We start from the raw sequence: 25211 nt of genomic DNA on the forward strand, positions 1-25211 counted from the left end.
GCTGCGACGGTAAACAACGACTTTCAGGACAGTTCTGAGCGGACACTGGCGACCCGTCACACGGCATCTTTCCGCCGCCTTTACCGATATGCCTTCAAAAGCCACGCTTAAATAATTCAATTTATTCAATGAATAACAGTGGCTGTTTACACAACTTCTCATTCCGCTGTTGATGCTGAAGAAACTTCACAAAGGGAGCCTGTCGTAAAGTTATAGCCTGTGCTATAAAAAATAGCACAGGCTAATTATGTTTTAATTTTAATCATATCCGGAGATCGTGCGATGGCCCCGATAAAAAAAAGCGTAACGCTCATTTTCAGCCTGCTGCTAAGCGCGCTAATGTCCACCAGCAGTTATGCAGCAGAAAAATTTAAGGTCGTCACCACCTTTACGGTGATTGCTGATATGGCAAAAAACGTGGCGGGCGATGCGGCAGAGGTGAGCTCAATTACCAAACCGGGTGCCGAAATTCATGAATATCAGCCGACGCCGGGTGACATTAAACGTGCGCAGGGCGCGCAACTGATTATGTCGAACGGGCTGAACCTCGAACGCTGGTTCCAGCGTTTTTATCAACACCTGGACGGCGTACCCGAAGTGGTGGTGTCGCAGGGCGTTAAACCGATTGGCATTGGCGAAGGCCCGTATAACGGCAAGCCCAATCCGCATGCCTGGATGTCTCCTGATAATGCGTTGATTTATGTTGATAATATCCGGGATGCGCTGGTGAAGTACGATCCTGCTAACGCCGAAACCTATCGGCAGAATGCCGTTGCCTATAAGCAAAAAATCACTGCGGCGCTGGCACCGCTGCGCCAGCAGGTGGCCGCGATCCCGGAAAATCAGCGCTGGATGGTGACCAGTGAAGGCGCGTTCTCCTATCTGGCGCGCGATCTCGGTTTGAAAGAGCTTTATCTCTGGCCGGTTAACGCCGATCAGCAAGGAACGCCGCAGCAGGTCAGAAAAGTGATCGATCAGGTTAAGAAACAGGCTATTCCGGCAGTTTTCAGTGAAAGTACCGTCTCTGATAAACCCGCCCGACAAGTGGCGCGCGAAACCGGCGCTTATTATGGCGGAGTGCTCTATGTCGACTCATTAAGTCAGGCTCAGGGTCCGGTGCCGACCTATCTCGATCTGCTTCGGGTCACCACCACCACGCTGGTCAACGGCCTTAATCATGGGAGGAGTGCGCCATGAGCGACACTATCGTGGTTTCCGACGTGAGCGTCACCTACCGAAACGGCCACACGGCGCTGCGTGATGCCAGCTTCAGCATTCCCGGCGGCTCAATCGCCGCGCTGGTCGGCGTGAACGGATCGGGCAAATCGACCCTGTTTAAAGCGCTGATGGGCTTTGTCCGGCTCTCCGCCGGCACGATTTCGGTGCTGGGTATGCCGACCCGTCAGGCGCTGCGCCAGAGCCTGGTGGCTTATGTTCCGCAATCTGAAGAAGTGGACTGGTCTTTTCCGGTGCTGGTTGAGGATGTGGTGATGATGGGCCGCTACGGCCACATGGGGCTATTGCGTCGGCCTAAACGCCATGACCGCGACATTGTTGATGAGGCGCTGGCGCGGGTCGATATGCTGGCGTATCGTCAGCGACAGATCGGCGAGCTTTCCGGCGGTCAGAAAAAACGGGTTTTCCTTGCACGGGCGATTGCCCAACAGGGCAGGGTGATCCTGCTGGATGAGCCGTTTACCGGGGTTGACGTCCAGACCGAGGCGAAAATTATCGCCCTGCTCGGCGAACTGCGTGATGAAGGTAAAACCATGCTGGTCTCGACCCATAACCTTGGGTCGGTCACCGAATTCTGTGACTACACGGTGATGGTCAAGGGCACTATTCTCGCCAGCGGTCCGACCCGCACGACCTTTACCACCGCCAACCTTGAACGGGCATTTAGCGGCGTGCTGCGCCACGTTGCGGTCAACGGGCTGGACGATCAGATCATTACTGATGATGAACGTCCGTTTATCGCGCCGCGCGCCTCGCTTCACGACGGGAACTGACCATGAATCTGCTACTGGAGCCGTTCGGATACCACTACATGCTCAACGCGATGTGGGTTTCTGCCATGGTCGGCGGACTCTGTGCGTTTCTCTCCTGCTACCTGATGCTTAAAGGCTGGTCGCTGATTGGGGATGCGCTGTCGCACTCGATCGTGCCCGGCGTGGCGGGCGCTTATATGCTCGGGCTACCGTTTGCGCTGGGCGCGTTTCTGTCGGGCGGACTGGCGGCCGGCAGTATGCTGTTGCTCAATCAGCGCACCCGCTTAAAAGAAGATGCGATCATCGGACTGATCTTCTCTTCGTTTTTTGGCCTCGGCCTGTTCATGGTGTCGCTTAATCCGACCTCGGTAAACATTCAGACTATAGTGCTGGGCAATATCCTGGCGATTGCGCCAGCTGATATCCTGCAGCTGGCGCTGATCGGCGGCATATCGATGATCATTCTGCTGTTTAAGTGGAAAGATTTAATGGTGACCTTTTTCGATGAGAACCATGCCCGTGCTATCGGCCTGCGGCCGGAACGGTTAAAGATCCTGTTCTTTACCCTGCTGGCGGTTTCGACCGTTGCGGCACTGCAAACCGTCGGGGCGTTTCTGGTGATCTGTCTGGTGGTGACGCCCGGCGCCACCGCCTGGTTGCTCACCGATCGCTTTCCGCGCCTGCTGATGATTGCGGTGGCGATTGGCAGCATCACCAGCTTCCTCGGCGCCTGGGCGAGTTATTATCTCGACGGCGCAACCGGCGGCATAATTGTGGTGGCGCAGACGCTGTTATTCCTGCTGGCGTTTGTCTTCGCACCGCAGCATGGCCTGCTGGCGAACCGGCGTCGCGCCCGCAACGATCCGGATAAGGAGCCTGCCTGATGTGGATATTTGAACCTTTCCAGTTCGCCTTTATGCAAAGCGCACTGCTGATCGCGCTGGTGGTGGCGATCCCCTGCGCCTTACTGTCGGTCTTTCTGGTGCTGAAAGGCTGGGCGCTGATGGGCGATGCAATGAGCCATGCGGTGTTTCCCGGCATTGTGCTGGCCTGGATGCTGGGCATTCCGCTGGCGATCGGCGCCTTTATCGCGGGACTGTTTTGTGCCGTAGCCAGCGGATTTCTGCAGGACAACAGCCGGATTAAACAGGACACGGTGCTGGGGATTGTCTTTTCCGGCATGTTCGCCGTCGGGTTGATTCTGTATATCGCGGTGAAGCCTGAAGTGCATCTCGACCATATACTTTTCGGCGATATGCTCGGCATTACCCGCGCCGATATCATCCAGACGCTGATTATCGCCGCGCTGATTGTCACTGTTATTGCGCTGAAATGGCGCGATCTGATGCTGTTCAGCTTTGATCCGCAGCAGGCGCAGGTGTGTGGCCTGCCGGCCCGACTGATGCATTACGGCCTGCTGTGTATGGTGTCGTTAACCATTGTAGCGACGCTGAAAGCGGTGGGCATTATCCTGTCGATCTCGCTGCTGATCGCGCCGGGTGCCATTGCGGTCCTGCTGACCACACGTTTTTCTCACGCGTTGCTGATTGCGGTGCTGGTGTCGGTGCTGGTGTCACTCAGCGGCGTTTATCTCTCTTTCTTTATCGACAGCGCACCGGCGCCGACTATCGTGGTGCTGTTTGCGCTGGTGTTCATCGTCGCGATGATCGTCTCCGGTCAAAAAACGCGGCGGCTGGAGCGCCAGCCTCGGCCACTGCGGTAACCCTGGGGTGCGTTATTGCCGCTTACTCGCCGCGATAGCGCACCGCCTCAATCAGCCGGGCAAATGCCCGGGTATGCTGTTTGCGGCTGGGATAATAGAGATAGTAGCCGGCAAACGGTTCACACCAGTCGGCCAGTAGCTGCACCAGTCGGCCCGACGCAATGTGCTCAGCGACACAGTCCTGCGGCACATAGCAGATGCCCATACCGCAGAGCGCCGCATCAATGCGTGCCGCCAGAGTATTAAAAATCAGCTGACCCTCGACCCTGACCCGAATCTCCTTGTTGTCGCGCATGAATTCCCAGCTGTACAGTCCGCCGCGCGTCGGTAACCGCATATTAATGCAGTTATGGTTTTGCAGATCGTAGGGGGTGGCGGGCACGCCATGCTGCTCAAGGTAGTCGGGCGAGGCGACCACGCACATATTCCAGTCCGGACCGATGCGCACCGCGACCATATCTTTTTCGATCTGCTCACCCAGCCGCACGCCCGCGTCGAAGCGGCCACTGACGATATCAGTCAGGGTGTTATCCACCGAAAACTCGATATTCACTGCGGGGTAGCGCTGCAGAAACGGCTTAGTCAGCGGCCACAGCGTCGACATCAGCGCATGTTCACCGGCCGTAATGCGGATGTTGCCAGCGATCTCCCCCTGGGTATCGGTAACGCTGACCAGCTCGGACTCAATCTCACTGAATAAAGGCGCGATGTTTTTGATCAGGCGTTCGCCCGCCTCAGTTGGGGCAACGCTGCGGGTGGTGCGGGTCAGTAAGCGCAGGTTAAGACGCTCTTCCAGTCCACGGATGGCGTGACTGAGCGCCGATTGCGATACGCCCAGCTTTGCTGCCGCGCGGGTAAAGCTGCGCTCCTGAGCCACCACCACCAGATACATCAGGTCGTTAAAATTTTCTCTTAGCATCGTCTTTCTGGCTCGCTAAACCTGCTGCTACTGCCTGCGCAGGTCGATTCCATGATAGTGCGGCCAACGTGCCGCGCGCTGGTCTTAACCTCAGCCCGCAACAGAATAGGGCAAATTCCCCCACAGCATTGATGAATTCTGTGCATTAAAGCTGTGAAGATGATTAATAAGTGAAGTTTTTAAATAATCTAAATCTATCATAGCGATAGAACAAAAAAAGAATAAATTCGCCGCAGTGCAGGGGATCTGTCTGTCACGTCAAAAGGGGACTTTTTACCCGCTGCGCCAGCGGATGGCTGAAAAGCTGCTAAAACTAAAGACGTGCATACGCGCGCAAAGCTTAGGGTTATCCGGATTCTCCCCGATTTATATCCCGTCCGAAACAGACTAATAAAAAAATTACACTTTTTAGCCCCCAACAATGGGAAGCAGACAATGTCAGAAAAAATATCGCTAACAATGCAGGTCAACGGCCAGCCATACCCGATGCAAATCGATCCCCGTGTCACTTTGCTTGATGCGTTACGTGAGCATCTGAACCTTACCGGCACCAAAAAAGGCTGCGATCAGGGACAGTGCGGGGCCTGCACGGTACTGGTTAACGGTCAGCGGGTGCTGAGTTGTCTGACGCTGGCCGCTCAGGCTGACGGCGCTGAGGTGACCAGCATTGAAGGGCTGCAATCTGCCAGCGGTGAATTACACCCGGTGCAGCGTTGTTTTGTCGAAAACGACGCCTTCCAGTGCGGCTACTGTACGCCAGGCCAAATCATGTCGGCCGTCGCCTGCATCAAAGAGGGCCATGCCGGATCGGACGATGAAATTCGTGAATACATGAGCGGCAACCTGTGCCGCTGCGGTGCCTATCCGCACATTGTCGATGCCATTAAACAGGCGGCAGCCGAAATGGCGAAGGAGTCCGCATGAACCCATTCCACTGGAAAGTCGCGCAGTCAGCCAGCGAGGCCGCAGCGTTAAAACAGCATTCTGGCAGTCAGATTCTGGCGGGCGGCACCACTCAACTCGATTTGATGAAATGTGGCGTGTTTAACCCGCCGCAGCTGATTGGTATAAATGGCCTGACCGAACTCCGCAGCCTGAGTTTTGATGATGACAAAATCAGCGCCGGCGCGCTGACCACCATGAGCCAGCTGGCCGATCATCCCGCCTGTCAGCAGCATGCGCCCGCTATCTACGGCAGCTTATGGCAGGCCGCGTCGCCGCAAATCCGCAATATGGCCACGCTGGGCGGCAATTTACGGCAGCGCACCCGCTGTGCCTATTATCGCGATCCGGCGACTTTTTCGGCCTGTAATAAACGTAATCCCGGCTCCGGTTGTGCCGCACGGCAGGGCGTAAACAGTAACCACGCTATTCTGGGTGCCAGCGACAGCTGTATTGCGGTCTATCCGGGTGACCTGGCGGTGGCGCTGGTGGCGTTTGATGCGGTAGTGATAGTACAGAATCAGCAGGGCGAGCGTCGCCGGATCGCCATTGATGATTTCTTCCTGCTGCCGGGTGAGACCCCGGATCAGGAACACGATCTGCGCGATGACGAGATCATTGTGGCGATTGAAGTGCCACAAACCGCTTCCCTGCAACGCTCACACTACCTCAAAGTGCGCGATCGCAGTTCCTATGAGTTTGCCGCCGCCAGCGCAGCCGCCGGGTTCACGCTGGAAAACGGCGTGATGCGTCAGGTGCATATCGCGCTGGGCGGCGTTGCGACTAAACCCTGGCGTGCCACGCGGGTTGAGCAGGCGTTAGAGGGACAGCCATTTAATGAAGAGACGGTATTCCAGGCCGCAGAGCTGATCAATCAGGAAACCCAGGCGCTGGAGCATAACGCCTATAAAGTGAAGCTGGCACCGCGCGTAATAGCGCGTGCGCTAATGGCAGCAGGAGAGATCGCATGAGTGAAGTAAAGCCTAACGACCGCCAGGCTCAACAGGCGCGGTCGGCAGCAGAGATCCCTGACGCTTCCACCGCCGACACGGCGACGGCACAAGCCAGCAGCCCGATTGAAGGATTGGGCGCGGCCCGATCGCGCGGTGACGGCCGGGTGAAGGTTATCGGTGAAGCGCGTTATGCCATCGAACATCAGCCTGAAAATCCGCTGTACGGGGTCGTACTCCAGTCAACCGTTGCCAGCGGTCGCATTTCCCGCCTGTCAGCCGAAAAAGCCTTGCAGGCTGATGGGGTGCTGGCGGTCTATACCCATCTGAATCCGTTAAAGATTAACAAGCCGACCGCGATTGCTGACGGTGGCGCAGCGCAGTCCACCTACACCCCGATCCAGGATGATGTGATCATTCACAACGGCCAGAATATCGGCATCGTGATCGCCGAAACCTTTGAGCAGGCGACCTGGGCCGCCTCGCTGGTCGAGATCGACTATGAAACCACGCCGGCGCGGGTGTTTGCCACCGACGAGGGCGTCGAGCATAAGCAGATGTCAGAGCAGGACATTGATCTGGGCGATGCGACCACCGCGATGCACAGTGCCGAGGTGCGTATCAACCAGCGTTATACCACCCCGCGCGAATACAACATGCCGATGGAGCCGCATGCCTGCATCGCGCACTGGCACGAAGGTCAGATCACGGTCTGGGAACCCAGCCAGTGGGTGGCGGGCGCGCAGGTTGAAATCGCCGAATGGCTGGGGATTGAGACCGAAAAAGTACGCATCATTTCACCGTATGTCGGCGGGGGTTTTGGGTCCAAACCGGTGCCTTATACCCACGTTGCATTAGCCAGCGTCGCGTCGCGCGCCCTGAACCGTCCGGTTAAAGTGTCGCTGACCCGACCGCAGACCTTTACCGGCCTGGGTGGACGTCCGGCGACCTCCCAGCAGCTGGAACTGGGCGCTTCACGTGACGGTAAAATTGAGGCGATTATTCAGCGCAGCTTCAGCGAAACCTCGCTGATTGATGTGTTTGCCGAAAACTGCAGCAAAGTGACCGCCCGGATGTACGCCGTCAGCAACGTGTCGGCACAGCATCAGGTCCGGCCGATTAACACCGTCACGCCTGGCTGGATGCGTGCGCCGGGCGAGAATCCCAGTGCGTTTGGCCTTGAAGTGGCGATGGATGAGCTGGCCTATGCGCTGGACATCGATCCGCTGGAACTGCGTCTGCGCAACTGGGCAGATAAAGATTATCAGCTCGATCTGCCGTGGAGTTCGCGTCGGCTGAAAGAGGCGTACCAGAAAGGGGCAGAAGCGTTTGGCTGGGATAAGCGCATTATGACGCCGCGCTCCATGCGTGAAGGCCGTGAGCTGATTGGCTGGGGCATGGCCTCCGGCACTTATCCGGTCAACCGGCTGCCGGCCGAAGCGAAAATCATCCTGACGCCGCAGGGCCGCTTTGTGGTGCAGTGCGCCGGCGCAGATATCGGAACCGGCACCTACACCATTCTGGCGCAAACCGCTGCGGATCATCTCGGTGTCCGGTCGGAAACCATTGAGGTAGAGCTGGGTGATACCGCGCTGCCGCGCGCAGGCGTGGCAGGCGGATCGCAGCTGGCCGGTAACCTGACGGCGGCGGTGAACGATACCGCGCAGAGAATGCGCGAACGGTTGCTGGCTCTGGCCAGTGAGCTGCCCGCGTCGCCGCTCAGCGGCCTGCCGGTGTCGCAGTTTACCCTGCAGGATGGCGCGATTCAGCACAGCGGCGGTACCCGCATCTCTCTTACCCAGCTGGCGACGCTGGCTCCGGCCGACAGCCTGAGCGTGAAAGGCGGCACCTTCCCGGACGATATGCCGCAAAGCGAGCGCGACAAAATCGTGCGTAACCTCAACGACATGAGCCGGCCAGAGGCATTTTCCGCCCACAGCTGGAGCGCACAGTTTGTTGAGGTGCGGGTTGATGAAGATTTCGGCACCATTCGGGTGAAACGCATGGTGGCGGCACTCGACAGCGGTCGGCTCTATAACCCTAAACTGGCGCGCAGCCAGTGGATCGGCGGGATGATCATGGGCGTCGGTCAGGCACTGATGGAAGAGGGGATTATCGATCCTCGCAACGGTCGGGTAATCAACAATAACCTGGCGGACTATCTGGTGCCGGTTAACGGTGATATTCCCAGCATCACCACCATCAACGTCGGCGAACCTGACTTTGAGGCGACCACCATGGGCGGTAAAGCGGTCGGTGAGCTGGGCATCGTTGGCGTGGCGGCGGCGATCAGTAATGCGGTCTTCCATGCTACCGGCAAGCGGGTACGTGATCTGCCGATCACCCTCGACAAAATCATCTGATTACGGCGGACGCCGGGCCGGCTGCGATGGATGCCGCCGGCGTTGAGGTCAGGTTTACGGGCGCAGAGCCAGTCTGCGCCCGTTTTTATCGCCAGCGGGAGAAGCTGTTTTGAAGATAGCGATTGTGATGATGGCGGCGGGCTTCAGCCGCCGTTTTCGTCAGCAGAGCGGTGAACACAAACTGCTGGCCCAACTGAACGGCAAGCCGCTGTTACAGCATACCCTGCAACAGGCGGCGGCCAGCGGTCTGGATCTGTTTGTAGTGACCCGTCCGGAGCAGGGGGCGATTCGGGCGTTGATTGCGCCGGCGACGGCGGTGCTGTGCGACAGCCACGGGCTGGGCGACTCCATAGCCGCCGGTGTTGCTGCCAGCAGCGAATACGACGGCTGGCTGATCGCACTCGGTGATATGCCATTGATTACCGCCGACAGCTATCGGGCCGTCAGCGCAGCGCTGGCCGATGCGGCGGTGGTCAGACCGTGGATTGACGGCATACCGGGCCATCCGGTCGGCTTTCAGCGGCACTATTACCCGCTGTTAACCGGCTTACAGGGTGATGTGGGCGCGCAGGCAATAGTCAAACGTGATGCGATTCGCTTGCCCCTTAGCGATCGCGGCTGTGTTTATGATATTGATCTGCCAGCTGATTTGCAGGCGATAAAGGAATTTTCATGATTACGCTCGATCAACGGGTGATTAATGCGGCATTAAGCAGCTGCGAGGCGGGGCAATCCGTCTGGCTGTGTACGGTGTTACGTACCTACGGTTCGTCGCCGCGTGCGCCCGGTACGCTGATGACGGTCAATCAGGCGGGCGCATACTGCGGTTCGCTGTCAGGTGGCTGCATCGAAGAGGACTTTTTAGCCCAGCTGGCGACCGGCGCTTATCGTGCCAGCAGTCAGCAGGTGCGTTATGGCGAAGGTGGTATGCGGCCGAATGTCAGTTTGCCGTGCGGCGGCAGTCTGGAAATTATGATTGAATATTTGCCGCCCGATACCGCCAGTCTGGATCTGCTGCGCGCGATGCAGCGGGCGCTGAGCGGCCAGCAGCCGATGGTGAAGCTGATCCGGCCCGGTGAGCGCGCGCAGTGGGAAGCGATGGCGGCGGATCGGCTATTGCCCGCACTCAGCGTCAGCGACCAGCTGGTACGCTTACCGGTCGGCGCGATCCCGGAACTGCTGGTGGCCGGCTACTCCAGCGTGGCGTTTGAATGCATCCGGCTCGGCCAGATGCTGGGATTTCATGTGCGGGTTTGCGAGCATCGTCCCGGGATGCTCGATGAACTGGAGCGGCATTTCGGCGCAGCGGATAACGTTACGCTGGTGCGCCAGCATCCGGCGCGCTGGCTGGAGCTGAACGGGGCGCATGCGGCCGTGGCGATCGTGGCGCTGACCCACGATCCACGCATTGATGACCTGACGATGATGGAAGCGATCGCAACACCCGCCTTTTATATCGGCATCATGGGATCGGTGAAGAACAGCGAAAAGCGCCGGGCGCGGCTGCAGCAGATCGCGGGGATGGATCGCAGCGAGCTGGACCGCATCCATGCCCCGATTGGCCTGCCGATTGGCAGTAAAACCCCGGCGGAGATCGCGCTATCGGTGATGGCTGATATCGTCCGGGTGAAGAACCTCGGGCGTTCGCTGCCGGCTGCCTGACGGCGGGGCATTGATCGGCGCCAGCCGATAGAGGTAGCTGCCTGACAACGGAATCGGCAGAAACTCCTGGAACATCTGCCTGAGGGTCTGCTGCGGATCAACATCCTGGAACAGCTCAGGATAGAGCGTGGCAGCGAAAAACTCGGTTGCGACCACATGCCATGGGCTGAGATAGAAGTTGTGCCACAGCGCACCGCTGTGTCCATCACGCAGCGCCCGCAGCTGCTTCAGGCCATTTTGCTGTTGGGTCAGTCTCAGCAGGCTTTCGCGGGTCTGGGCCGCTGAGACGGCCGGGCCCAGCGTTAACCTATCCGGTTCATCAGCGTTGCCGATACCGGTCGCGAAATAGTAGTCCGGCTGGGCGGCAATCACCTGCTCCTCACTCAGCCGTCCGAACACCCCGTTAACCTGCTGGCTGGCAATGTTCTCGCCGCCGGCAAAGCGCAGCAGTTCGCCAAGGTTGCCGTTTACCGAGGTGACGCAGCACTCGCTGCGCCGTCCGAGATGCAACTGCAGCAGCACGGTCGGTTTCGGCCCGTGATAGCGTGCCAGCCGGTTGGCTATTCGCTGCATGTGGCTGCGATAAAAACGATTGAAGTCGGCTGCCCGCTGCGGCTGATTGAACACTTCGCCCAGCAGCGTCATGCTGCGCTCACTGTTTTTCAGCAGATGAACCCGCAAATCAACCTTCAGCACCGGAATCTTTGCTGCTTTCAGCATCGTTTCCAGCTGCAGCCCGGCATCGCTGTTGCGTGCCAGCTGCGGCAGGATCACCAGATCGGGCTTCAGCGCGATCACCTGTTCCGGATTAATGTCATTTACCCCCTCCTGACCGAGAGCCGGAATCGTCAGCATCTGCGGAAACTGGCGGGCAAAAATCTGCCAGGTCTGCGGATCGTACTTCTTCAGATCCTGCGGCCAGCCGACAATCTGCTGGAGCGGATTTCCGGGCGTCAGCAGCGCGATGCTATACAACATCCGGCTCTCGCCCAGCACAATCCGCTGTGGCCGATCCGGCACGCTGACCGTTTGTCCGGTGATATCGGTCAGGGTGCGCGCCCCGGCTGGCGAACTGGCGCAGACCAGGCCGATCAGTAACAGGCTGTTACGCAGCAGACGGCCGAGCGGATTAAAATTCAACACTGGCTTGTACCATCAGATTACGGGTTTCGCCTTCGCGGACGCGCAGGTTGCCGCCGCTTGAACTGTAATAGTGTTTATCGAACAGGTTATTCAGATTGAGCCGTAGCTGCGTTTTCTGCCCGAACAGACGATGATTCCAGGCGACAAAGCTGTCGGCCACCACATAATCAGGCAGGGTGAAACTGTTATCCGGATCGCCAGCACGGCTGCCTGTATAGCGCGCACCGCCGCCCAGCCGGAAGGTGCCGGGCAGGTTACTGAACTGCAACTGATGACTCAGATAAAGCGCCCCGGCATGGCGTGGCGCATTTTGCAGCCGGTTACCGTTGTTATCCGGATTGACCCGATCCTCAATGATTTCGGCCTGGTCATAGCTGTAATTAGCACTGAGATCCCAGCCGGGTGCGATTTCACCATTCAGCTCAAATTCAGCGCCGCTGGAGCGGGCTTTATCAATCGCGCGGGTGGTGCCGTTAATGCTGAGCGACATCGATTTTTCATCAATGCGATACAGTGCGACAGAGGCAAACAGTTTCGGTGAGACTTGCCATTTGCTGCCGATCTCCCAGCTGGTGCCCTGTTCAGGTTTGCCGACGTTGCCCTCGTCGTCCACGTCGGTGGACGGCGTGAAGGATTTACTCACGCTGGTGTAGAACGATAACGCGGGCGTGAGTTTATAGATGATCCCGGCCTGTGGCAGAAACGTGTTGCCCTCATCGTTAAGCGTTTCGACCTGCGGATCAAAGCCTTTAGAGGCGCGCTGCTCATAGTGCTGATAGCGGCCTCCAAACACAACGGTCCATTCTGGTGACAGTGTCACGCTATCTTTGGCGTAGATCGAACGGCTATGAATGCGGTTCAGGTTGTTGGCGTTAGCACTGTTTTCTGTGCTGCTGTCAGTCAGCGGTGACAACTGGTCATATTCAGGCTGGAAGAAATTGAAGTTATTGGTCGCCTTGCCCTGATACTGATGGGCGCGATAAGTCTGATTCATCTCATAGTCGGTGCCGACCACCAGCGCGTGCGACAGTCCGGCGATTTCCGGGTTGCCCAGCAGATCCCAGCTCAGGTATTTGGTCTTATGGTTGAAGCCTCGATTGGCATCGGCCCGACGGGTCACCGCACCGGTGGTGGTATTGACCGCCGTCACCCGGACTTCATTGTTGTCATAGCGCCGCTGGTTCCAGCCGAGGGTGAAACGGGTGCGCCACTCATCATTAAACTGCCATTCGTAGTGCGCATTAAGGGTTTTGTTGTGCCCCCAGGCGTGGTTAGCGGTGTCATCCAGACGATCCTTATAACCGATGTCGATCGGCTTGCCGTCAATAAACGCAGTGCCGCGATCGTAAGGAATGTCATAGCGGTAATCGGCATAGCTGATTAAAAAACTCGCCTGATCGCCATACCACTGTAAAGACGGGGCCAGCAGAGTATGTTGCTCACTGCCAAAGTTACGCCAGTAATCCTGATTCTGCTTCTCAGCGATCAGTCGAAACGCAAAGCCATTACCCAGTGGGCCGGTTACGTCCAGCGTACCTGCGCCGCCACCCTCGCTGGCATAACGGCCACTGACTTTGGTGTGCCAGCTATATTGCGGTTTCTTGCTGACCACATTGATCACCCCGCCGGGATTCTGAATACCGTACAGCAGCGAGGCCGAGCCTTTCAGCACCTCAACGCGTTCGGTGGTGGCATCGAAGTTGAGTCCCTGACTGCTGCGGATGCCATCACGATAGATCGATCCATCGGCATTACTGCCAAACCCGCGCCGGACAAAACCATCTTCGGTGCCGGCCAGCGTATTCGCTTCCGCTACGCCACTGACAAAGCGCATCGCATCCGCCAGCGAACTGGCCTGGTAATCCTCCAGCTGCTGCTGGGTGACCGTGCTGATCGATTGTGCCTCATCCAGTCGCGCGGTGGGCATTTTGCTGGCCACGCTACTCTGGCTGCTGGTGTAACCCGTTTGCGGATTGTCGTCAGCGGTCACGGTGATATCCGGCGTGTCGGTCCCGGTTGCCGCCTGTGCCTGCACCACTAACAGCGCGCTGCCGATCGCCAGCGCCAGTGCCGAATGGCGTGCCGGATTTTTGATTTTATCTGAACGGTTGGTCATTTTTTCTTTTCATGTCTGAAGCGAGTCATGCTTTACGGTTCAGCACAGCGCGGGCTGCTGCTGACCGCCCTGGCGGTATTCTGCAAAACGCAGAGAATAAACAGTGAGCAGGCGGCCAGACCGGCGCGGATAGCAAAGGCAATTCGCGGCGACGACAATACTTCTCATCTGTAATTGAGAATCATTCAAACATTGGCGGGTGTAGTAGTAAACATAAATAATGATGAAAACACTACAGAAAATCGGAGCCGGACCTGGCCATTAAATGGCGGGATGACAACGTTTAATACGTTGATATATAAATTTAAATAATAAAATCCTGTATTGATGACCGACTAAATCCCCAGTATTGTCAGGTCAATGACAGCGTGGATTATCTTGCTCACTACAGCGTTCAGGTTAAAATCAGCGCGCTTCAGCGCGGGTGAACCCTATTGCCCGACCGACCACTCAGCCAGCAGGATTAATAATGAAAAAGGCAATAACCGGCAAAAATCGGGTTGATGTTTTTGGTGAGCGTCTGCGTTTGCGGCAAAAGCAGCTGTCGCCCCGGCTGCTGGCGGTGGCCCGTTACATCGATCAACAGCGGGAAACGGTGCTGGAAAGTACCGCGATGGAGATAGCGCAGGCTAATCAGACCTCCGATGCCACGGTGATCCGGGCGGTTCAGGCGCTGGGTTTTAGCGGCCTGCGCGACCTGAAACAGACGCTGCAGGCGTGGTTTGGTCCATCGCTGACCTCTGAAGATAAGATGATCACCACCGTCAGCGAAGTGACCAGCGACGTTAACAGTTCGATTGATTTTGTACTGGAGGGGCACCGGCGCGCCTGTGAGGTAATGTCGCTGCCGCACAACCGGGTCGCCGTCGCCGATGCGGTGGCGCTGCTGGCGGAGGCGCGTCAGGTGGCGATTTTTGGCATTAACGCCTCCGGGATTCTGGCGGATTACAGCGCCCGCCTGATGAATCGTATCGGGCTGCCGGCGTTTTCCCTTAATCGCGCCAGTATTGCGCTGGCCGAACAGATGCTGGCGCTGCAGCGCGGTGACGTGCTGGTGATGATGGCGCAACAATCGGCGCACCGCGAAGGCACCACCGTGGTCCGCGAGGCAAAACGGCTGGGCATTCCGATTATTCTGCTGACCCATGCCACCGAGTCGTTTTTTGCCCGTGAAGCCGATGTGGTGATCAACGTCCCGCGCGGCGGTGAAAACGGCCGCATTCCGCTGCACGGCACTATTATGGTCTGTCTGGAGATGCTGATCCTTTCGGTGGCGTCCACGCTCCCGCAGCGCACGGTCAAAACCATGAAACGCCTGCAGGATCTCTATCGCGGCCTGAAACCTGCCGGTAAAAAATAGTCCCTGAAGCAGCCCGGCGGCCGTCATCTCTGCCGGGTAAGACGCCGCATCTGACCAAATTTTCCCGCTTTGAGATCCCGATCGCGGCTTTTCTGCTGTCATTTTCTGCTGCCGACTACGCTTACTTTGCTTTGCGAGCTTGAGCCTGTTTTTTTGCTTCTTTTAATCCCTGTTACCTTGTGCGGAGCCGATGATGAAATTTTTTCACCCGCGACACCTGCTCTCCAGTGCAGCGATAACCACCCTGAGCCTGCTGTCGCCGCTGCCGGCAGCGGCCTGGAGTCAGCTCACCGTGTTTGGCGATAGCCTGAGCGACGGCGGCAATGTAGGCCGCTTCACCTACGACGCGGCGTCCCATCCGTTGTATGACGAGATACTGGCGCAGCAGCTGAACCAAACCCTGCTGCCGTCGTCCCAGGGTGGCAGTAACTATGCTGCCGGAGGAGCGGTGGCGGTGCCGGCGCTTAATCCGCAGTACAACAGTCAGGATCAGGTCGACCGTTATCTGGCCGCCAGTGGCGGTCGCGCTGACGGCAACGGCCTCTATATTCACTGGATCGGCGGTAACGATCTGGCTGCAGCCGCCGCCGATCCGCTGAATGCGGTGCAGGTGATCGATAACAGTGCCCGCTCTGCTGCCGACCAGGTCAGCCGGCTGCTGGCGGCCGGAGCGGGAACCGTGGTGGTGCCGACGGTGCCAAACGTTGGGGCGACGCCGGCTTTGCTGCAGGCCATCCTGCAACCGCTTGGCCCGGTGGCGGAACCGGCTATAGCAGCGCTGTTCCAGTCGTTAAGCAGCGTCACAACGCCCGATCGGGCGGCGCGTGAGCAGGCTATTGAGGCGGCATTCCGCCAGGCAGCCGATCAGATCCCGGCCATTCCGCTGGTGCGTGAAGCGATCGCCCGACAGTTGTTTGCCGCCTGGCAACTGTTAAGCGACACTGCGGCGACGCTGACCGACCGCTATAACCTGCTCGAAGAGCAGGGGCTGGTGGCGACCGGCGGCAATATCGCGCGGGTCGATATCAACGGACTGTTCAATGAGGTGATCGACAATCCGGGCCAGTACGGCATCAGCAACAGCGCAGGCATGGCCTGTCCGCCTGGCGTCTCGGCAATGGATTGCACTTCGGCCACGCCGGGCTTCTCTCAGGCGCAGCAGTATCTGTTTGCGGATCGTCTGCATCCCAGCCCGGCGGTGCATGCCCTGATCGCTGACTATATTCAGTCGGTGCTGGATGCGCCGTTGCAGGTGGCGGCGCTGAGTCAGTCACCGCTGATGCTGGTGAGGGATGCGCGGAATACTCTGGAAGGGCATTTGCAGCAGCAGCGCCAGCAGCCCGCTGACGCTGGACAGTTTACCGTTTTCGGTGGCTATGCCGGTCAGTCACGGAATTTCCGCGGCGACAGTTATCAGGATGGCGATGCCACCACCGCCAATGGCGCGGTCGGTATTGGTTATCAGCTAAACGACAGCTGGCAGGCCGGGGCGATGTTTTCAGCGACGTCGCAGCGTCAGGAGCCATCGTCACGTTACGACTACCGACTGCGTGGCAATCTGGTGGCGCTGTGGAGTCAGCTGCGGCTGTTTGATCAGGGCTGGATTAACGCCGATCTGCACTATGCCTATCTCGATTTTGATGATATTGAGCGTCAGGTCAGACTGGGACCGGCCACCCGGACCGAGCAGGGCAGTACTGATGGTAAGCTGCTGGGAATGCGCATCGAAACCGGCTGGGATCTGCCGCTCGGCCAGTATGTTTCCACCGGTCCGGTTGCCAGCTATGCGCTGGATTACAGCCGGGTCTCAGGCTATCAGGAGCAGGGCAATCGCAGCAGCGCCATGCGCTTTGGCGATCAGACGCTGCATTCGCAGGTCGGTTCTGTCGGCTGGCGCATCGACAGCAGGCAGCTGTTGATCAATCCGTGGGCGCAGGTCAGTTACAACCATCAGTTTGGCGACAGTGACTCTGCGGTGACGGCCGGACTGAAATCGACCCGCACGGCGTTTACCCGCACCCGCGAAGCAGGCGATGATAACTGGCTGGATATGGCGGTCGGGGCCAGCGTGCCGCTTGGCACGGCGGTGACCGCGTTTGCAGGCGTCTCTGCGGTGGCGGGCAACAGCGAATATCATCAGGTGAGCTGGAACGTCGGGCTCAATGCGCGCTTCTGATCGGCGGCGATCGCACTGCAGGGAAGCGGTGTGATAACGTAGCGAGACGGTGCGCATTAATGAGGCAGGAGAGGATGATGAAGGTCAGACGGGCTTCACCTGAAGAGGCAACAATCTTGTGGGATATCAGAAACCAGGCGATTCGCCACGGCTGCCAGTCGGTGTATGCAGCCGAGGTGATTGCCGCCTGGACGCCGGACCGGATGCCCGTCAGCTTTCCGGCGATGATCCGCGAGAATCCTTTCCTGGTGATCGACGGTCCTGACGGCCAGCCGGTGGCAACCGGCTCGCTGGATCTGGCGGCCGGCAGCGTTGAGGCGATCTTTACCCTGCCTGGCTTCACCGGCCAGGGGCTGGCGGGCAAGATTATTGAAACCATCAAAGCGGAAGCACAGCGCCGTGGCTACCGGCGCCTGACGCTCGCATCCACCCCTAACGCCGCCAGCTTTTACCTGCAACATGGCTTCGAGTTGCTGGGTGAAAGTGTTTATCCTTCAAAGCTGGCCGGCAGTGGATTGCGCTGTATGAATATGGCCATTGACCTGTCAGCGCCGTCTGACTGAGTCACGCCGTTAAGCCGGGCCGGGCCGCGCTTCAGCAGCGGAAAAGTTTCGCGCGCAAACACTTCGCAAGCCCACGCCGGTAAGGTATAGTCCGCGTTTTTTGGAGGAACCATGCTGACTCATTCATCAACTCGTCTCAACAAATACATCAGCGAGAGCGGAATCTGTTCTCGTCGCGACGCCGATCGATATATCGAACAGGGCAACGTTTTCATTAACGGCAAACGCGCCACTGTCGGCGCGCAGGTTTTTGCAGGCGATGTGGTGAAAGTGAACGGTCAGCTTATCGAGCCGCGTGATGAAGATGATTTAGTGCTGATTGCGCTGAACAAACCGGTCGGCATTATCACGACTATGGAAGAGGGTGAGCGCGACAACATCAGCGATTTCGTGAACCACAGCAAGCGGGTCTTCCCGATTGGCCGTCTGGACAAAGATTCTCAGGGGCTGATTTTCCTGACCAACCACGGCGATCTGGTCAATAAAATTCTGCGTGCCGGTAATAATCACGAAAAAGAGTATGTGGTTACCGTTGATAAGCCGATTACCGATGAGTTTATCGCCGGAATGGGCGCGGGCGTGCCGATGCTGGGTACCGTGACCAAAAAGTGCAAAGTTAAAAAAGAAGCGCCTTTTGTGTTTCGTATCACCCTGGTGCAGGGGCTGAATCGCCAGATCCGCCGCATGTGTAAGCACTTTGGTTATGAAGTGACGAAGCTTGAGCGTACCCGCATCATGAACGTCAACCTGAAAGGTCTGCCGCTGGGGGAATGGCGCGATCTGACCGATGACGAACTGATCGAACTGTTTAAACTGCTGGAGAACTCTTCTTCAGAAGATAAGCCGGCAAAGAAAGCGCCGGCTAAAACCGCCGCAGCAAAAAAAGCGCAGAAAAGCCCGGCCCGTCCGGCTGCTGGCAAAGCCGAGCCTGACAGCGCCTCACGCAAGCGTTTTGCGCAGCCGGGACGCAGGAAGAAAGGGCGCTAATCGATATGCCGCGCAGCCAGCCAGGCTTTCCGGCCGCGCTGTCTGCGTTCGCCATTGTCACTGAGGCGCTCAGGGAATAATTCTGGCGGCGCGAAAGCGGGCAAACAGATCGCAGAACATCCGGTCGGTTGCGCGGTATTGATGAAACCCCGCCTGACGGATTTTGCTGCCGTCGCCAAACATATCGTAGTGCCAGCCGAAGACGAAATCGGCAAAGCTGCCGTCACTGAGCGCCAGAATATCGGGCTGAACCAGTTGGTTAGCCGCAGCGATATCCCGCCAGCTGTGCCGATAATCGCCGAACAGTTGCTGCAGGGATAAGCAAACGGGCGGCGCGATCTCAAGATCAAACCACGCCGCGATCACCGGCCACAGCTCACTCCAGCGCCATAAATCACCATTATTCACGTTAAACGCCTGATTGCGTGCGTCGGATGCCTGCCCGGCCCAGATCGTGGCGTCGGCCAGTAATTCAGCGTCGGTAAAGTCGACCAGGCTGTGCCAGGTCTGCGCTGAACCCGGGAAGCGCAGAGGCAGCTTTTCAGCGCGACAGAGTGAGGCATAAAGCGCCAGACTCAGCGCCAGGTTCATGCTGTTGCCCGGGCGGTCGCTGCCGACCACGCCGGGACGCAGCGCGCTCCAGTGCCAGGCTTTACCCTGTTGCCGGTCGGCCAGCCAGCGAAGCTGTTCGGCATTAAATTCAGCACCCGGTACGCCAGCATCGCTTTCTCGCGCCGGCGTTTTGAACGGTCCGAGATGAGCACCGTAAACTTTATATCCCTGCATCAGGCTGACATGCTGTAGCGGCGCGACCGGCTCTATGCTGCTGACCAGGTTTTGCAGCATCGTCACGTTGGGTTTCACCATCGCGGCCCAATCTGCGGCGTTGAGCCAGGCACTGTAAAAAATATGCGTGACCTGAGTCAGAGCAGAGAGCCGCTGTTGACTCTGCTGCTGATCGAGCAAATCAACCGACAGCAGGTCAGCCAGAGCCTGTTCTGACTGCTGCTGGTCGGGCTGTCGCTGGCGGCTCAGACTGATGACCTGCCAGTGCTGCGCAGTTAAGGCACGAATAAGTTGCTGGCCCACGATACCGGTCGCGCCTGCCACCAGCGCGACGTTTTTTTTCTGACTGTTAATCATGATAGCGATCTCATCTGGAGTGAAATCACAGTCTCACCTGGGCTTCTTTGTGATTAAATCCCCTCTATACCGATAACACTTATCAAGAAATCCACTAAATGCAGAACAAACTGACTGCGATTCAGTCATTCATTCGCGTTGCCGAAGCGGGATCGTTTTCAGCAGCTGCGCGACAACACGGGATGAAACAGTCGGCGATAAGCCAGCAGGTGGCGGCGCTTGAAGCCGATCTGGGCGTGGTCCTGCTGCACAGAACCACCCGCGCGATGGCGTTAACCGAAGAGGGACAGCGTTATCTGCAGCAGGTCAGGCAACTGTTACACGCCATGGATGAACTGGAGCAGCAGTTACGGCCGACGTCGCAGCCGCTGCAGGGGAAATTGCACATTCAGTTACCCAGCGGGCTGGGCCAGCGCTTTATGCCGCAGCTGCTGGCGTTTCAGCAGCAGCATCCGGCATTACGGCTGGAGGTGGCGCTTGACGATCGCTTGTCCGATCTGATTTCTGAAGGCGTCGATGTCGCCATCCGTCTCAGCGAAGCGCCGCCGGCCGGCCTGGCTGTCCGCATGCTGGCCACGATTGAAACAGTGCTGGTGGCCGCCGCTGACTGGGTAGCGCAGCATGGTCAACCGCTGACGCCCGCCGATTTACAGCGTCATCCTCACATTCGCTTCAGTGGCCTTCAGCCGGATGCGCCGTTGCGCCTGGTCTCAGCACAAGAGAGCGTTTCGCTCGCGGTGGAATGTGTCTTTCGCTCGAATAACAGTCACTCGCTGACAGAGGCTATTGAAGCCGGGCTGGGGATAGGCGGCATACAGACGTTAATTGCCAGTGAGGCGCTGGCGGCCGGTAAGCTGGTCAGAATTTTGCCTGACTACCGGCTGCCGGATCGCTATCTCTATGCCATCTTTCCCGATGCACGTTTCATTCCGCACAAGGTACGTTTGCTGGTGGGCTGTTTTGAACAGAAGCTTGCCGCTTTGCAGCAGCAAAGCCTGCAGCGGCAGGATTAACCCCTGCCTCAGCACCAACGCCGCATAGCCGACACATTCAGAAGATGACCCCTTTTCAGGGTTCAGAGGGCGTGGCAGGATAAGCGCAAAATGTTAAGGAGAGTGCCTGATGTTGCTGAAAGGTATGAACGATCCGCTGTTGAAAGCGTATCAGCATCCTAAATCACGGATGATGATTAGCCGCTTCAGAGGGCTGGCAGGCGATCGTAAACTCAGTGACTGGCAGGTGTTTTGTATTCTGGTGACCGGATTTACCAATTACTGGTATGTACAGGCGGGTCATTTCAACATAAACGTCAGCTGCAGCAAAACCCGGCAATTTGATTTCATGCAGGATTTCCTGCATGTTTCGGTGACGCTGGAAGGACTGATTTGTGATGATAACTTCCGCTGTCCCGACTTCTTTTTGCCGCGTTACGATGTGCCCTATGAATTCTGCCGCTGGCGCAGCAAGCGTGGCTACGACTCCTCTCTGACCTATGTCAGTAACCACGGTGTGAAATCGCATAAGGCGATTTTTGTCGCTTCAGATGACGCCGCACGTGAAGAGCGGGTGATGAAGTGGGAAGGAATGGTTAACGTCTATGATAAAACCTTTTTCACCGTCGCCAGCTTCAGCACCACGCATGACTTCCTGGTTAAAGACATCACCAAAACGATTCACGAAGGATTGGTGAAACATCTCAACTTCTACCGGGATTTATTCAGCTATATCTTCCCGTCACCAGCAGCAGCACGGCTGCAGGCGCGAGATGACCGACGTCTGCTGAACAAAATGTAGCCTGCCGTTTTCACCGCTGTATTGCGCAGCCAGCGGGCTGGGTATCTGGCGCTATGATCTTCGCCGAATGGTGGAGTTCAGCGCTTTAATCAGCGTATGGCTCGCGGCTTGCCTGGTAATTTCGCTCTGGAATTATTAACGATGTAATTTATTGCTGTAATTTATTGCTGTAACTGATTGGGACGATTATTTGATCGTTCGTGATTCAGAGCGTGGCTTTCTGCCGGGTCATTATGGCTATTGCAGGTCAGATGAATTTTTCCGTAATTGATAGCGGCTTAACGCCCGTTAACGGAAGCGGTAAACATAATCTCTTATCAATTGTCTTCAGCATTTACCTTAAACTCACATCAATCACTGCGGGTCAATGTGCCTCAGCAGCCTGTTTCAAATGAAGTCCATAGCAGTGACGGAAAACCGCCTCAAAAGATCTAAGCCACAAAAGTCGATGATAAATTCCAGTTCGAACGGGAAGATACGGTTATCGGTGAGCATTACCAGTTCATCGTAAAGAATGTCAGTCAGACAGAACTGCCGTTTATGCTCGCGTCGGGCCCGGACGGCGTCTTATATGCTGATGAATATGACGCCGCTGGCGGTTTTTATTCGCTGACCTCAGATATGGTTGAAGCTGCGGGTATCGATAATATGCTGATTGCCGGCGGCACGCTTGCGGGTGGTGCGGCATTAGCCGGTATTGCCATCTTCTTTCCTTCGGGCGGCAAACATCACAGCTCTTTCTCTTCAGCCGCAACGAACCCGGGTGACAACACCGGCGCTGTGGTTGACAACAACAAAACCAGCGATCCAGCAGGTGTGACAGTCACCCAACTGATGCTGAGTGACGATGCCGGCAACCCGATTGCCGATCGCCCCGCGTGATGTGGCCTTTATCACCCCGGGTCAGCGCGCCGTGGTCAAGCTGACCGCGTATGACTTTAATATTTACGGCGAGCTGGAAGGAGAGGTTGCCTCAATATCACCTGATACCATTCAGGATGACGTTCATCGCGATCAATATTTTTACCGGGTCTACATCCGGACTGATAAAGATTATCTGGTGAACAAAAAAGGGAAACACTTTCCGGTTTACCCAGGAATGATCGCCATGGGAGAGATCCACACCGGCAGCAAAACCATCATGGAGTATTTACTTAAGCCGCTTAACCGGGCCCGGGAAGCGCTGCGTGAACGGTAAGCAAATCCGTCGCGGGTGAATCCCTCACCGCCCTGGCGGTGAGGGTGAGTAAAGCGCCAGGGATAGCGTCAGACCGCTAACCTGGCGCTTAAGCCGGCAGCAGACCGGCCACCTGATAATCGGTTATCAGCGCATCAAACAGCGAAATGTCGGAACGACTGCGGGCCAGCAATTGTGCCCCGGCCACGGCGGCAAAAATGGCCCGCGCCCGTGCCTGACTCTGCTCCACGTCGGTCATGCCGGTTTCCTGCAGGCGCGCCGCCAGCCAGGCAATATTCACATCGGCAAAATGCTGTACCTCGGTTTTCACCGCCTCGGGAAGATCGTCATATTCTGCTGACATAAAGCTGCCCATGCAGAGCCGGTTTTCGCTTTCCAGCGAACGGCGGAAAATATGCGGATAGTGGTGCAGACAGGCCGCTGCCTCCGGGTTTGATTCACGCAGTGCGTCAAGATCGGCGGCGGTATCTTCCCAGTAGCGTCGGGCGACCGCCGCCCCTAATTCCGCTTTGCCTGGAAAGTGGTGATAAATGCTGGCGGCTTTGATACCGACTTCACTCGCCAGCTGGCGGAAATTGAGGCCGGTATAGCCATGGGCTTGCGCACTTTTACGCGCCGCGGCCAGGATCGCTTCTTTTGCATTCTTACTCATTGTCTCTCCTCCGGTGAAGCTATCATCCTACCATTTGGCAGGTAGTTGTTGACAGTGGAAAATAAGCGATCTACTGTTTACCTACCAAGTGACAGGTAGGTAAATTTAACATGCAAAATCCACTCTTTTTTAACGATGCGACAGAACTGGCTCAACGCATTCGCAACGGCGAGGTTTCACCGGTCGAAGTGGTTAAGGCGCACCTTGATCGCATTGAACAAACTAATCCGCAGATCAATGCGATTGTCACGCTGGCAGAGAATGCGCTGAGCGAGGCTAAAGCGGCCGAGCAGGCTGTCCGTTCAGGTCAGGCGCTGGGACCCCTGCACGGTGTCCCGTTTACCGTTAAAGATTCGATCGACACCGCGGGCGTGATGACGCAGCGCGGATCGCCAATCTTCAAAAATCGGATGCCGACTCAGGATGCCACCAGCGTGGCGCGGATGAAAAAGGCCGGCGGCATTCTGCTGGCTAAAACCAATCTGCCTGAATTTTCATACTGGATTGAAAGCGACAATTTACTCAGCGGCCGCACCAACAATCCGTGGGATCTGACCCGCACGCCTGGCGGCTCAAGCGGAGGCGAATCTGCCGCCATTGCCGCCGGGATGTCGCCGCTCGGCCTCGGCACCGATCTGGCCATTTCGGTTCGTGGTCCGGCGTCTCAGACCGGTATTACCTCCATCAAAGCCACCCATGGCAGCATACCGATGACCGGTATCTGGCCGCGCGCACCGCGTCGCTTCTGGCATGTTGGTCCAATGGCGCGTTCGGTACGCGATATTGCGCTTGCCTTCTCGCTGCTGTCGGGTCCGGATGGGCAGGATGCTTTTGCGACTGCTGCTGCCCGCCCGCAGTCGGGCGAGGCCGTTGGCGATCGTCCATTGCGGATTGGCTGGATGACCGGACCCGGCTTTGGTCCGGTTGATGCGGACGTGGCGGCAGTGGTGAAAGCGGCGGCGGCGGCGCTGCAACAAAGTGGGGTGCAGGTTGAGGAGGTGGGGATTGCAGCGCTGGAACGTGATTTTGCGCTGGAGGTGTTCAACCGTCTGCACGTGATGGAGATGAAGCCTGCGTTTGCGGCAGCTGTAGCGGGCCGGGATCCGGCGGAAATCTATAAAATGGCCACAACCATGCTGTCACTGCCCGATACGCCGCTGCAGGCGTACATCGAAGCGGAACAGGCAGCCGAGCGAATCCGCGATGGCTATGCCGAATACTTTTCGCGCTATGATGCGCTGATTACCCAGGTGCTGCCGACACCGGCTCACAAGCATGGAGTTGAACAGCTGGTGATTGATGGGCAGACGGTGGATGTCAGCTGGCTGCAGGCGGCCACGGTCCCGCTTAACGTCACCGGATTGCCAGGGATTGCCTTACCCTTTGGTCAGAGTAGCGAAGGTTTGCCGATCAACATTCAGATCACCGGGAAATGGCACGATGAAGCGACAATTCTGGCTATTGCCGCGCGGCTTGAAGCGTTAAGTCCGGTTAAAGGTCTGCATCCTGCACTGCTGACTGGCGAGTAATTC

General features: G+C 57.4%; 22 protein-coding genes and 1 pseudogene. 18 read left to right on the forward strand and 5 right to left on the reverse strand.

The features are described from left to right. Nucleotides 1-282: 282 nt before the first annotated feature. Genes AC6I8I_RS21320 through AC6I8I_RS21335 form a run of 4 tightly spaced genes read left to right on the forward strand, consistent with a single transcriptional unit; the run spans nt 283 to nt 3711 of the window. Nucleotides 283-1197: a metal ABC transporter substrate-binding protein gene (locus AC6I8I_RS21320; protein WP_497820891.1), complete on the forward strand. Its 915-nt coding sequence runs from the start codon at nt 283-285 to the stop codon at nt 1195-1197. Next, nucleotides 1194-2009, forward strand: a complete 816-nt coding sequence (locus AC6I8I_RS21325) for a manganese/iron ABC transporter ATP-binding protein (protein ID WP_312053943.1) — start codon at nt 1194-1196, stop codon at nt 2007-2009. Before AC6I8I_RS21320 ends, AC6I8I_RS21325 begins: the two co-directional genes overlap by 4 nt. Nucleotides 2010-2011: 2 nt before the next feature. Then, nucleotides 2012-2872 carry an iron/manganese ABC transporter permease subunit SitC gene (sitC, locus tag AC6I8I_RS21330; protein WP_497828889.1) on the forward strand — a complete coding sequence of 287 codons (861 nt, stop codon included), beginning with the start codon at nt 2012-2014 and terminating at the stop codon, nt 2870-2872. Further along, nucleotides 2872-3711: a metal ABC transporter permease gene (locus tag AC6I8I_RS21335; RefSeq protein ID WP_497828890.1), complete on the forward strand. Its 840-nt coding sequence runs from the start codon at nt 2872-2874 to the stop codon at nt 3709-3711. Before sitC ends, AC6I8I_RS21335 begins: the two co-directional genes overlap by 1 nt. A 22-nt stretch (nt 3712-3733) precedes the next feature. Here AC6I8I_RS21335 and AC6I8I_RS21340 read toward each other — a convergent pair whose 3' ends face one another. Then, on the reverse strand, nt 3734-4630 hold the full coding sequence (locus AC6I8I_RS21340) for a LysR family transcriptional regulator (protein WP_312053948.1): 897 nt from the start codon (nt 4628-4630) through the stop codon (nt 3734-3736). 435 nt (nt 4631-5065) lie between these two features. On the opposite strand from AC6I8I_RS21340, the gene AC6I8I_RS21345 reads away from it, so the two are divergent. From AC6I8I_RS21345 to AC6I8I_RS21365, 5 genes are all read left to right on the forward strand, one after another. Beyond that, entirely contained in the window at nt 5066-5554 is a 489-nt protein-coding gene (locus AC6I8I_RS21345) for a (2Fe-2S)-binding protein (protein WP_312053949.1), read from the forward strand. Further along, nucleotides 5551-6543, forward strand: coding sequence for an FAD binding domain-containing protein (locus tag AC6I8I_RS21350; RefSeq protein ID WP_312053950.1), 993 nt, complete (start codon nt 5551-5553; stop codon nt 6541-6543). The genes AC6I8I_RS21345 and AC6I8I_RS21350 overlap by 4 nt, the downstream gene beginning before the upstream one ends. After that, on the forward strand, nt 6540-8885 hold the full coding sequence (locus tag AC6I8I_RS21355; RefSeq protein WP_497828891.1) for a xanthine dehydrogenase family protein molybdopterin-binding subunit: 2346 nt from the start codon (nt 6540-6542) through the stop codon (nt 8883-8885). Before AC6I8I_RS21350 ends, AC6I8I_RS21355 begins: the two co-directional genes overlap by 4 nt. A 109-nt stretch (nt 8886-8994) precedes the next feature. Further along, on the forward strand, nt 8995-9561 hold the full coding sequence (locus AC6I8I_RS21360) for a nucleotidyltransferase family protein (protein ID WP_312757977.1): 567 nt from the start codon (nt 8995-8997) through the stop codon (nt 9559-9561). After that, the gene (locus AC6I8I_RS21365; RefSeq protein ID WP_312053955.1) at nt 9558-10547 is read left to right on the forward strand and encodes an XdhC family protein; all 990 of its coding nucleotides are present in this window, start codon (nt 9558-9560) and stop codon (nt 10545-10547) included. Before AC6I8I_RS21360 ends, AC6I8I_RS21365 begins: the two co-directional genes overlap by 4 nt. Here the strand turns inward: AC6I8I_RS21365 and AC6I8I_RS21370 are convergent. Continuing rightward, nucleotides 10485-11690 (reverse strand): ABC transporter substrate-binding protein, encoded by a 1206-nt coding sequence (locus AC6I8I_RS21370; protein ID WP_497828892.1) that lies wholly within the window; start codon nt 11688-11690, stop codon nt 10485-10487. The two genes, AC6I8I_RS21365 and AC6I8I_RS21370, sit on opposite strands and share 63 nt — an antisense overlap. Beyond that, nucleotides 11677-13806, reverse strand: coding sequence for a TonB-dependent siderophore receptor (locus tag AC6I8I_RS21375; RefSeq protein WP_497828893.1), 2130 nt, complete (start codon nt 13804-13806; stop codon nt 11677-11679). Before AC6I8I_RS21375 ends, AC6I8I_RS21370 begins: the two co-directional genes overlap by 14 nt. Nucleotides 13807-14275: 469 nt before the next feature. Between AC6I8I_RS21375 and AC6I8I_RS21380 the strand changes: the two genes are divergently transcribed. The 4 genes from AC6I8I_RS21380 (at nt 14276) to rluF (ending at nt 18892) form a co-directional block, all read left to right on the forward strand. After that, complete coding sequence (locus AC6I8I_RS21380; protein ID WP_312757985.1) at nt 14276-15166, forward strand: MurR/RpiR family transcriptional regulator; 891 nt, start codon at nt 14276-14278, stop codon at nt 15164-15166. A gap of 190 nt (nt 15167-15356) precedes the next feature. Beyond that, complete coding sequence (locus tag AC6I8I_RS21385; protein ID WP_497828894.1) at nt 15357-17342, forward strand: autotransporter outer membrane beta-barrel domain-containing protein; 1986 nt, start codon at nt 15357-15359, stop codon at nt 17340-17342. A 77-nt stretch (nt 17343-17419) separates the two neighbouring features. Continuing rightward, a complete protein-coding gene (locus AC6I8I_RS21390; protein ID WP_497828921.1) occupies nt 17420-17905 on the forward strand; it encodes a GNAT family N-acetyltransferase in 486 nt (161 codons plus the stop codon). 111 nt (nt 17906-18016) lie between these two features. After that, nucleotides 18017-18892: a 23S rRNA pseudouridine(2604) synthase RluF gene (rluF, locus tag AC6I8I_RS21395; protein WP_312757987.1), complete on the forward strand. Its 876-nt coding sequence runs from the start codon at nt 18017-18019 to the stop codon at nt 18890-18892. 69 nt (nt 18893-18961) lie between these two features. On the opposite strand, the gene AC6I8I_RS21400 is transcribed toward rluF, so the two are convergent. Further along, a complete protein-coding gene (locus tag AC6I8I_RS21400; protein ID WP_497828895.1) occupies nt 18962-20035 on the reverse strand; it encodes an SDR family oxidoreductase in 1074 nt (357 codons plus the stop codon). A gap of 98 nt (nt 20036-20133) precedes the next feature. On the opposite strand from AC6I8I_RS21400, the gene AC6I8I_RS21405 reads away from it, so the two are divergent. The 4 genes and pseudogenes from AC6I8I_RS21405 to AC6I8I_RS21420 all read left to right on the forward strand — a co-directional run. Next, on the forward strand, nt 20134-21048 hold the full coding sequence (locus AC6I8I_RS21405; RefSeq protein ID WP_497828896.1) for a LysR family transcriptional regulator: 915 nt from the start codon (nt 20134-20136) through the stop codon (nt 21046-21048). Between the two features lie 109 nt (nt 21049-21157). Then, complete coding sequence (locus AC6I8I_RS21410; RefSeq protein ID WP_312757991.1) at nt 21158-21829, forward strand: hypothetical protein; 672 nt, start codon at nt 21158-21160, stop codon at nt 21827-21829. Nucleotides 21830-22369: 540 nt separating this feature from the next. Further along, complete coding sequence (locus AC6I8I_RS21415; protein WP_497828897.1) at nt 22370-22711, forward strand: hypothetical protein; 342 nt, start codon at nt 22370-22372, stop codon at nt 22709-22711. Further along, nucleotides 22698-23027: pseudogene (locus tag AC6I8I_RS21420) on the forward strand (beta-barrel domain-containing protein); the annotation flags it as partial. The gene AC6I8I_RS21415 and the pseudogene AC6I8I_RS21420, both read left to right, overlap by 14 nt. Before the next feature lie 88 nt (nt 23028-23115). Here the strand turns inward: AC6I8I_RS21420 and AC6I8I_RS21425 are convergent. Beyond that, nucleotides 23116-23679 carry a TetR/AcrR family transcriptional regulator gene (locus tag AC6I8I_RS21425; protein WP_312053970.1) on the reverse strand — a complete coding sequence of 188 codons (564 nt, stop codon included), beginning with the start codon at nt 23677-23679 and terminating at the stop codon, nt 23116-23118. Nucleotides 23680-23789: 110 nt separating this feature from the next. On the opposite strand from AC6I8I_RS21425, the gene AC6I8I_RS21430 reads away from it, so the two are divergent. After that, a complete protein-coding gene (locus AC6I8I_RS21430) occupies nt 23790-25208 on the forward strand; it encodes an amidase (RefSeq protein WP_312053972.1) in 1419 nt (472 codons plus the stop codon). Nucleotides 25209-25211 lie beyond the last annotated feature (3 nt).

It is taken from the genome of Pantoea sp. X-Soil-YNGN-775, from assembly GCF_059730575.1.

Excerpts from the sequence above, each read along its gene's own strand:
- AC6I8I_RS21320 (WP_497820891.1), top strand. The coding sequence starts at position 283 with ATGGCCCCGATAAAAAAAAGCGTAACGCTCATTTTCAGCCTGCTGCTA.
- AC6I8I_RS21325 (WP_312053943.1), top strand. The coding sequence starts at position 1,194 with ATGAGCGACACTATCGTGGTTTCCGACGTGAGCGTCACCTACCGAAAC.
- sitC (WP_497828889.1), top strand. The coding sequence starts at position 2,012 with ATGAATCTGCTACTGGAGCCGTTCGGATACCACTACATGCTCAACGCG.
- AC6I8I_RS21335 (WP_497828890.1), top strand. The coding sequence starts at position 2,872 with ATGTGGATATTTGAACCTTTCCAGTTCGCCTTTATGCAAAGCGCACTG.
- AC6I8I_RS21340 (WP_312053948.1), bottom strand. The coding sequence starts at position 4,630 with ATGCTAAGAGAAAATTTTAACGACCTGATGTATCTGGTGGTGGTGGCT.
- AC6I8I_RS21345 (WP_312053949.1), top strand. The coding sequence starts at position 5,066 with ATGTCAGAAAAAATATCGCTAACAATGCAGGTCAACGGCCAGCCATAC.
- AC6I8I_RS21350 (WP_312053950.1), top strand. The coding sequence starts at position 5,551 with ATGAACCCATTCCACTGGAAAGTCGCGCAGTCAGCCAGCGAGGCCGCA.
- AC6I8I_RS21355 (WP_497828891.1), top strand. The coding sequence starts at position 6,540 with ATGAGTGAAGTAAAGCCTAACGACCGCCAGGCTCAACAGGCGCGGTCG.
- AC6I8I_RS21365 (WP_312053955.1), top strand. The coding sequence starts at position 9,558 with ATGATTACGCTCGATCAACGGGTGATTAATGCGGCATTAAGCAGCTGC.
- AC6I8I_RS21375 (WP_497828893.1), bottom strand. The coding sequence starts at position 13,806 with ATGACCAACCGTTCAGATAAAATCAAAAATCCGGCACGCCATTCGGCA.
- AC6I8I_RS21380 (WP_312757985.1), top strand. The coding sequence starts at position 14,276 with ATGAAAAAGGCAATAACCGGCAAAAATCGGGTTGATGTTTTTGGTGAG.
- AC6I8I_RS21385 (WP_497828894.1), top strand. The coding sequence starts at position 15,357 with ATGATGAAATTTTTTCACCCGCGACACCTGCTCTCCAGTGCAGCGATA.
- AC6I8I_RS21390 (WP_497828921.1), top strand. The coding sequence starts at position 17,420 with ATGAAGGTCAGACGGGCTTCACCTGAAGAGGCAACAATCTTGTGGGAT.
- rluF (WP_312757987.1), top strand. The coding sequence starts at position 18,017 with ATGCTGACTCATTCATCAACTCGTCTCAACAAATACATCAGCGAGAGC.
- AC6I8I_RS21400 (WP_497828895.1), bottom strand. The coding sequence starts at position 20,035 with ATGATTAACAGTCAGAAAAAAAACGTCGCGCTGGTGGCAGGCGCGACC.
- AC6I8I_RS21405 (WP_497828896.1), top strand. The coding sequence starts at position 20,134 with ATGCAGAACAAACTGACTGCGATTCAGTCATTCATTCGCGTTGCCGAA.
- AC6I8I_RS21410 (WP_312757991.1), top strand. The coding sequence starts at position 21,158 with ATGTTGCTGAAAGGTATGAACGATCCGCTGTTGAAAGCGTATCAGCAT.
- AC6I8I_RS21415 (WP_497828897.1), top strand. The coding sequence starts at position 22,370 with ATGCTCGCGTCGGGCCCGGACGGCGTCTTATATGCTGATGAATATGAC.
- AC6I8I_RS21425 (WP_312053970.1), bottom strand. The coding sequence starts at position 23,679 with ATGAGTAAGAATGCAAAAGAAGCGATCCTGGCCGCGGCGCGTAAAAGT.
- AC6I8I_RS21430 (WP_312053972.1), top strand. The coding sequence starts at position 23,790 with ATGCAAAATCCACTCTTTTTTAACGATGCGACAGAACTGGCTCAACGC.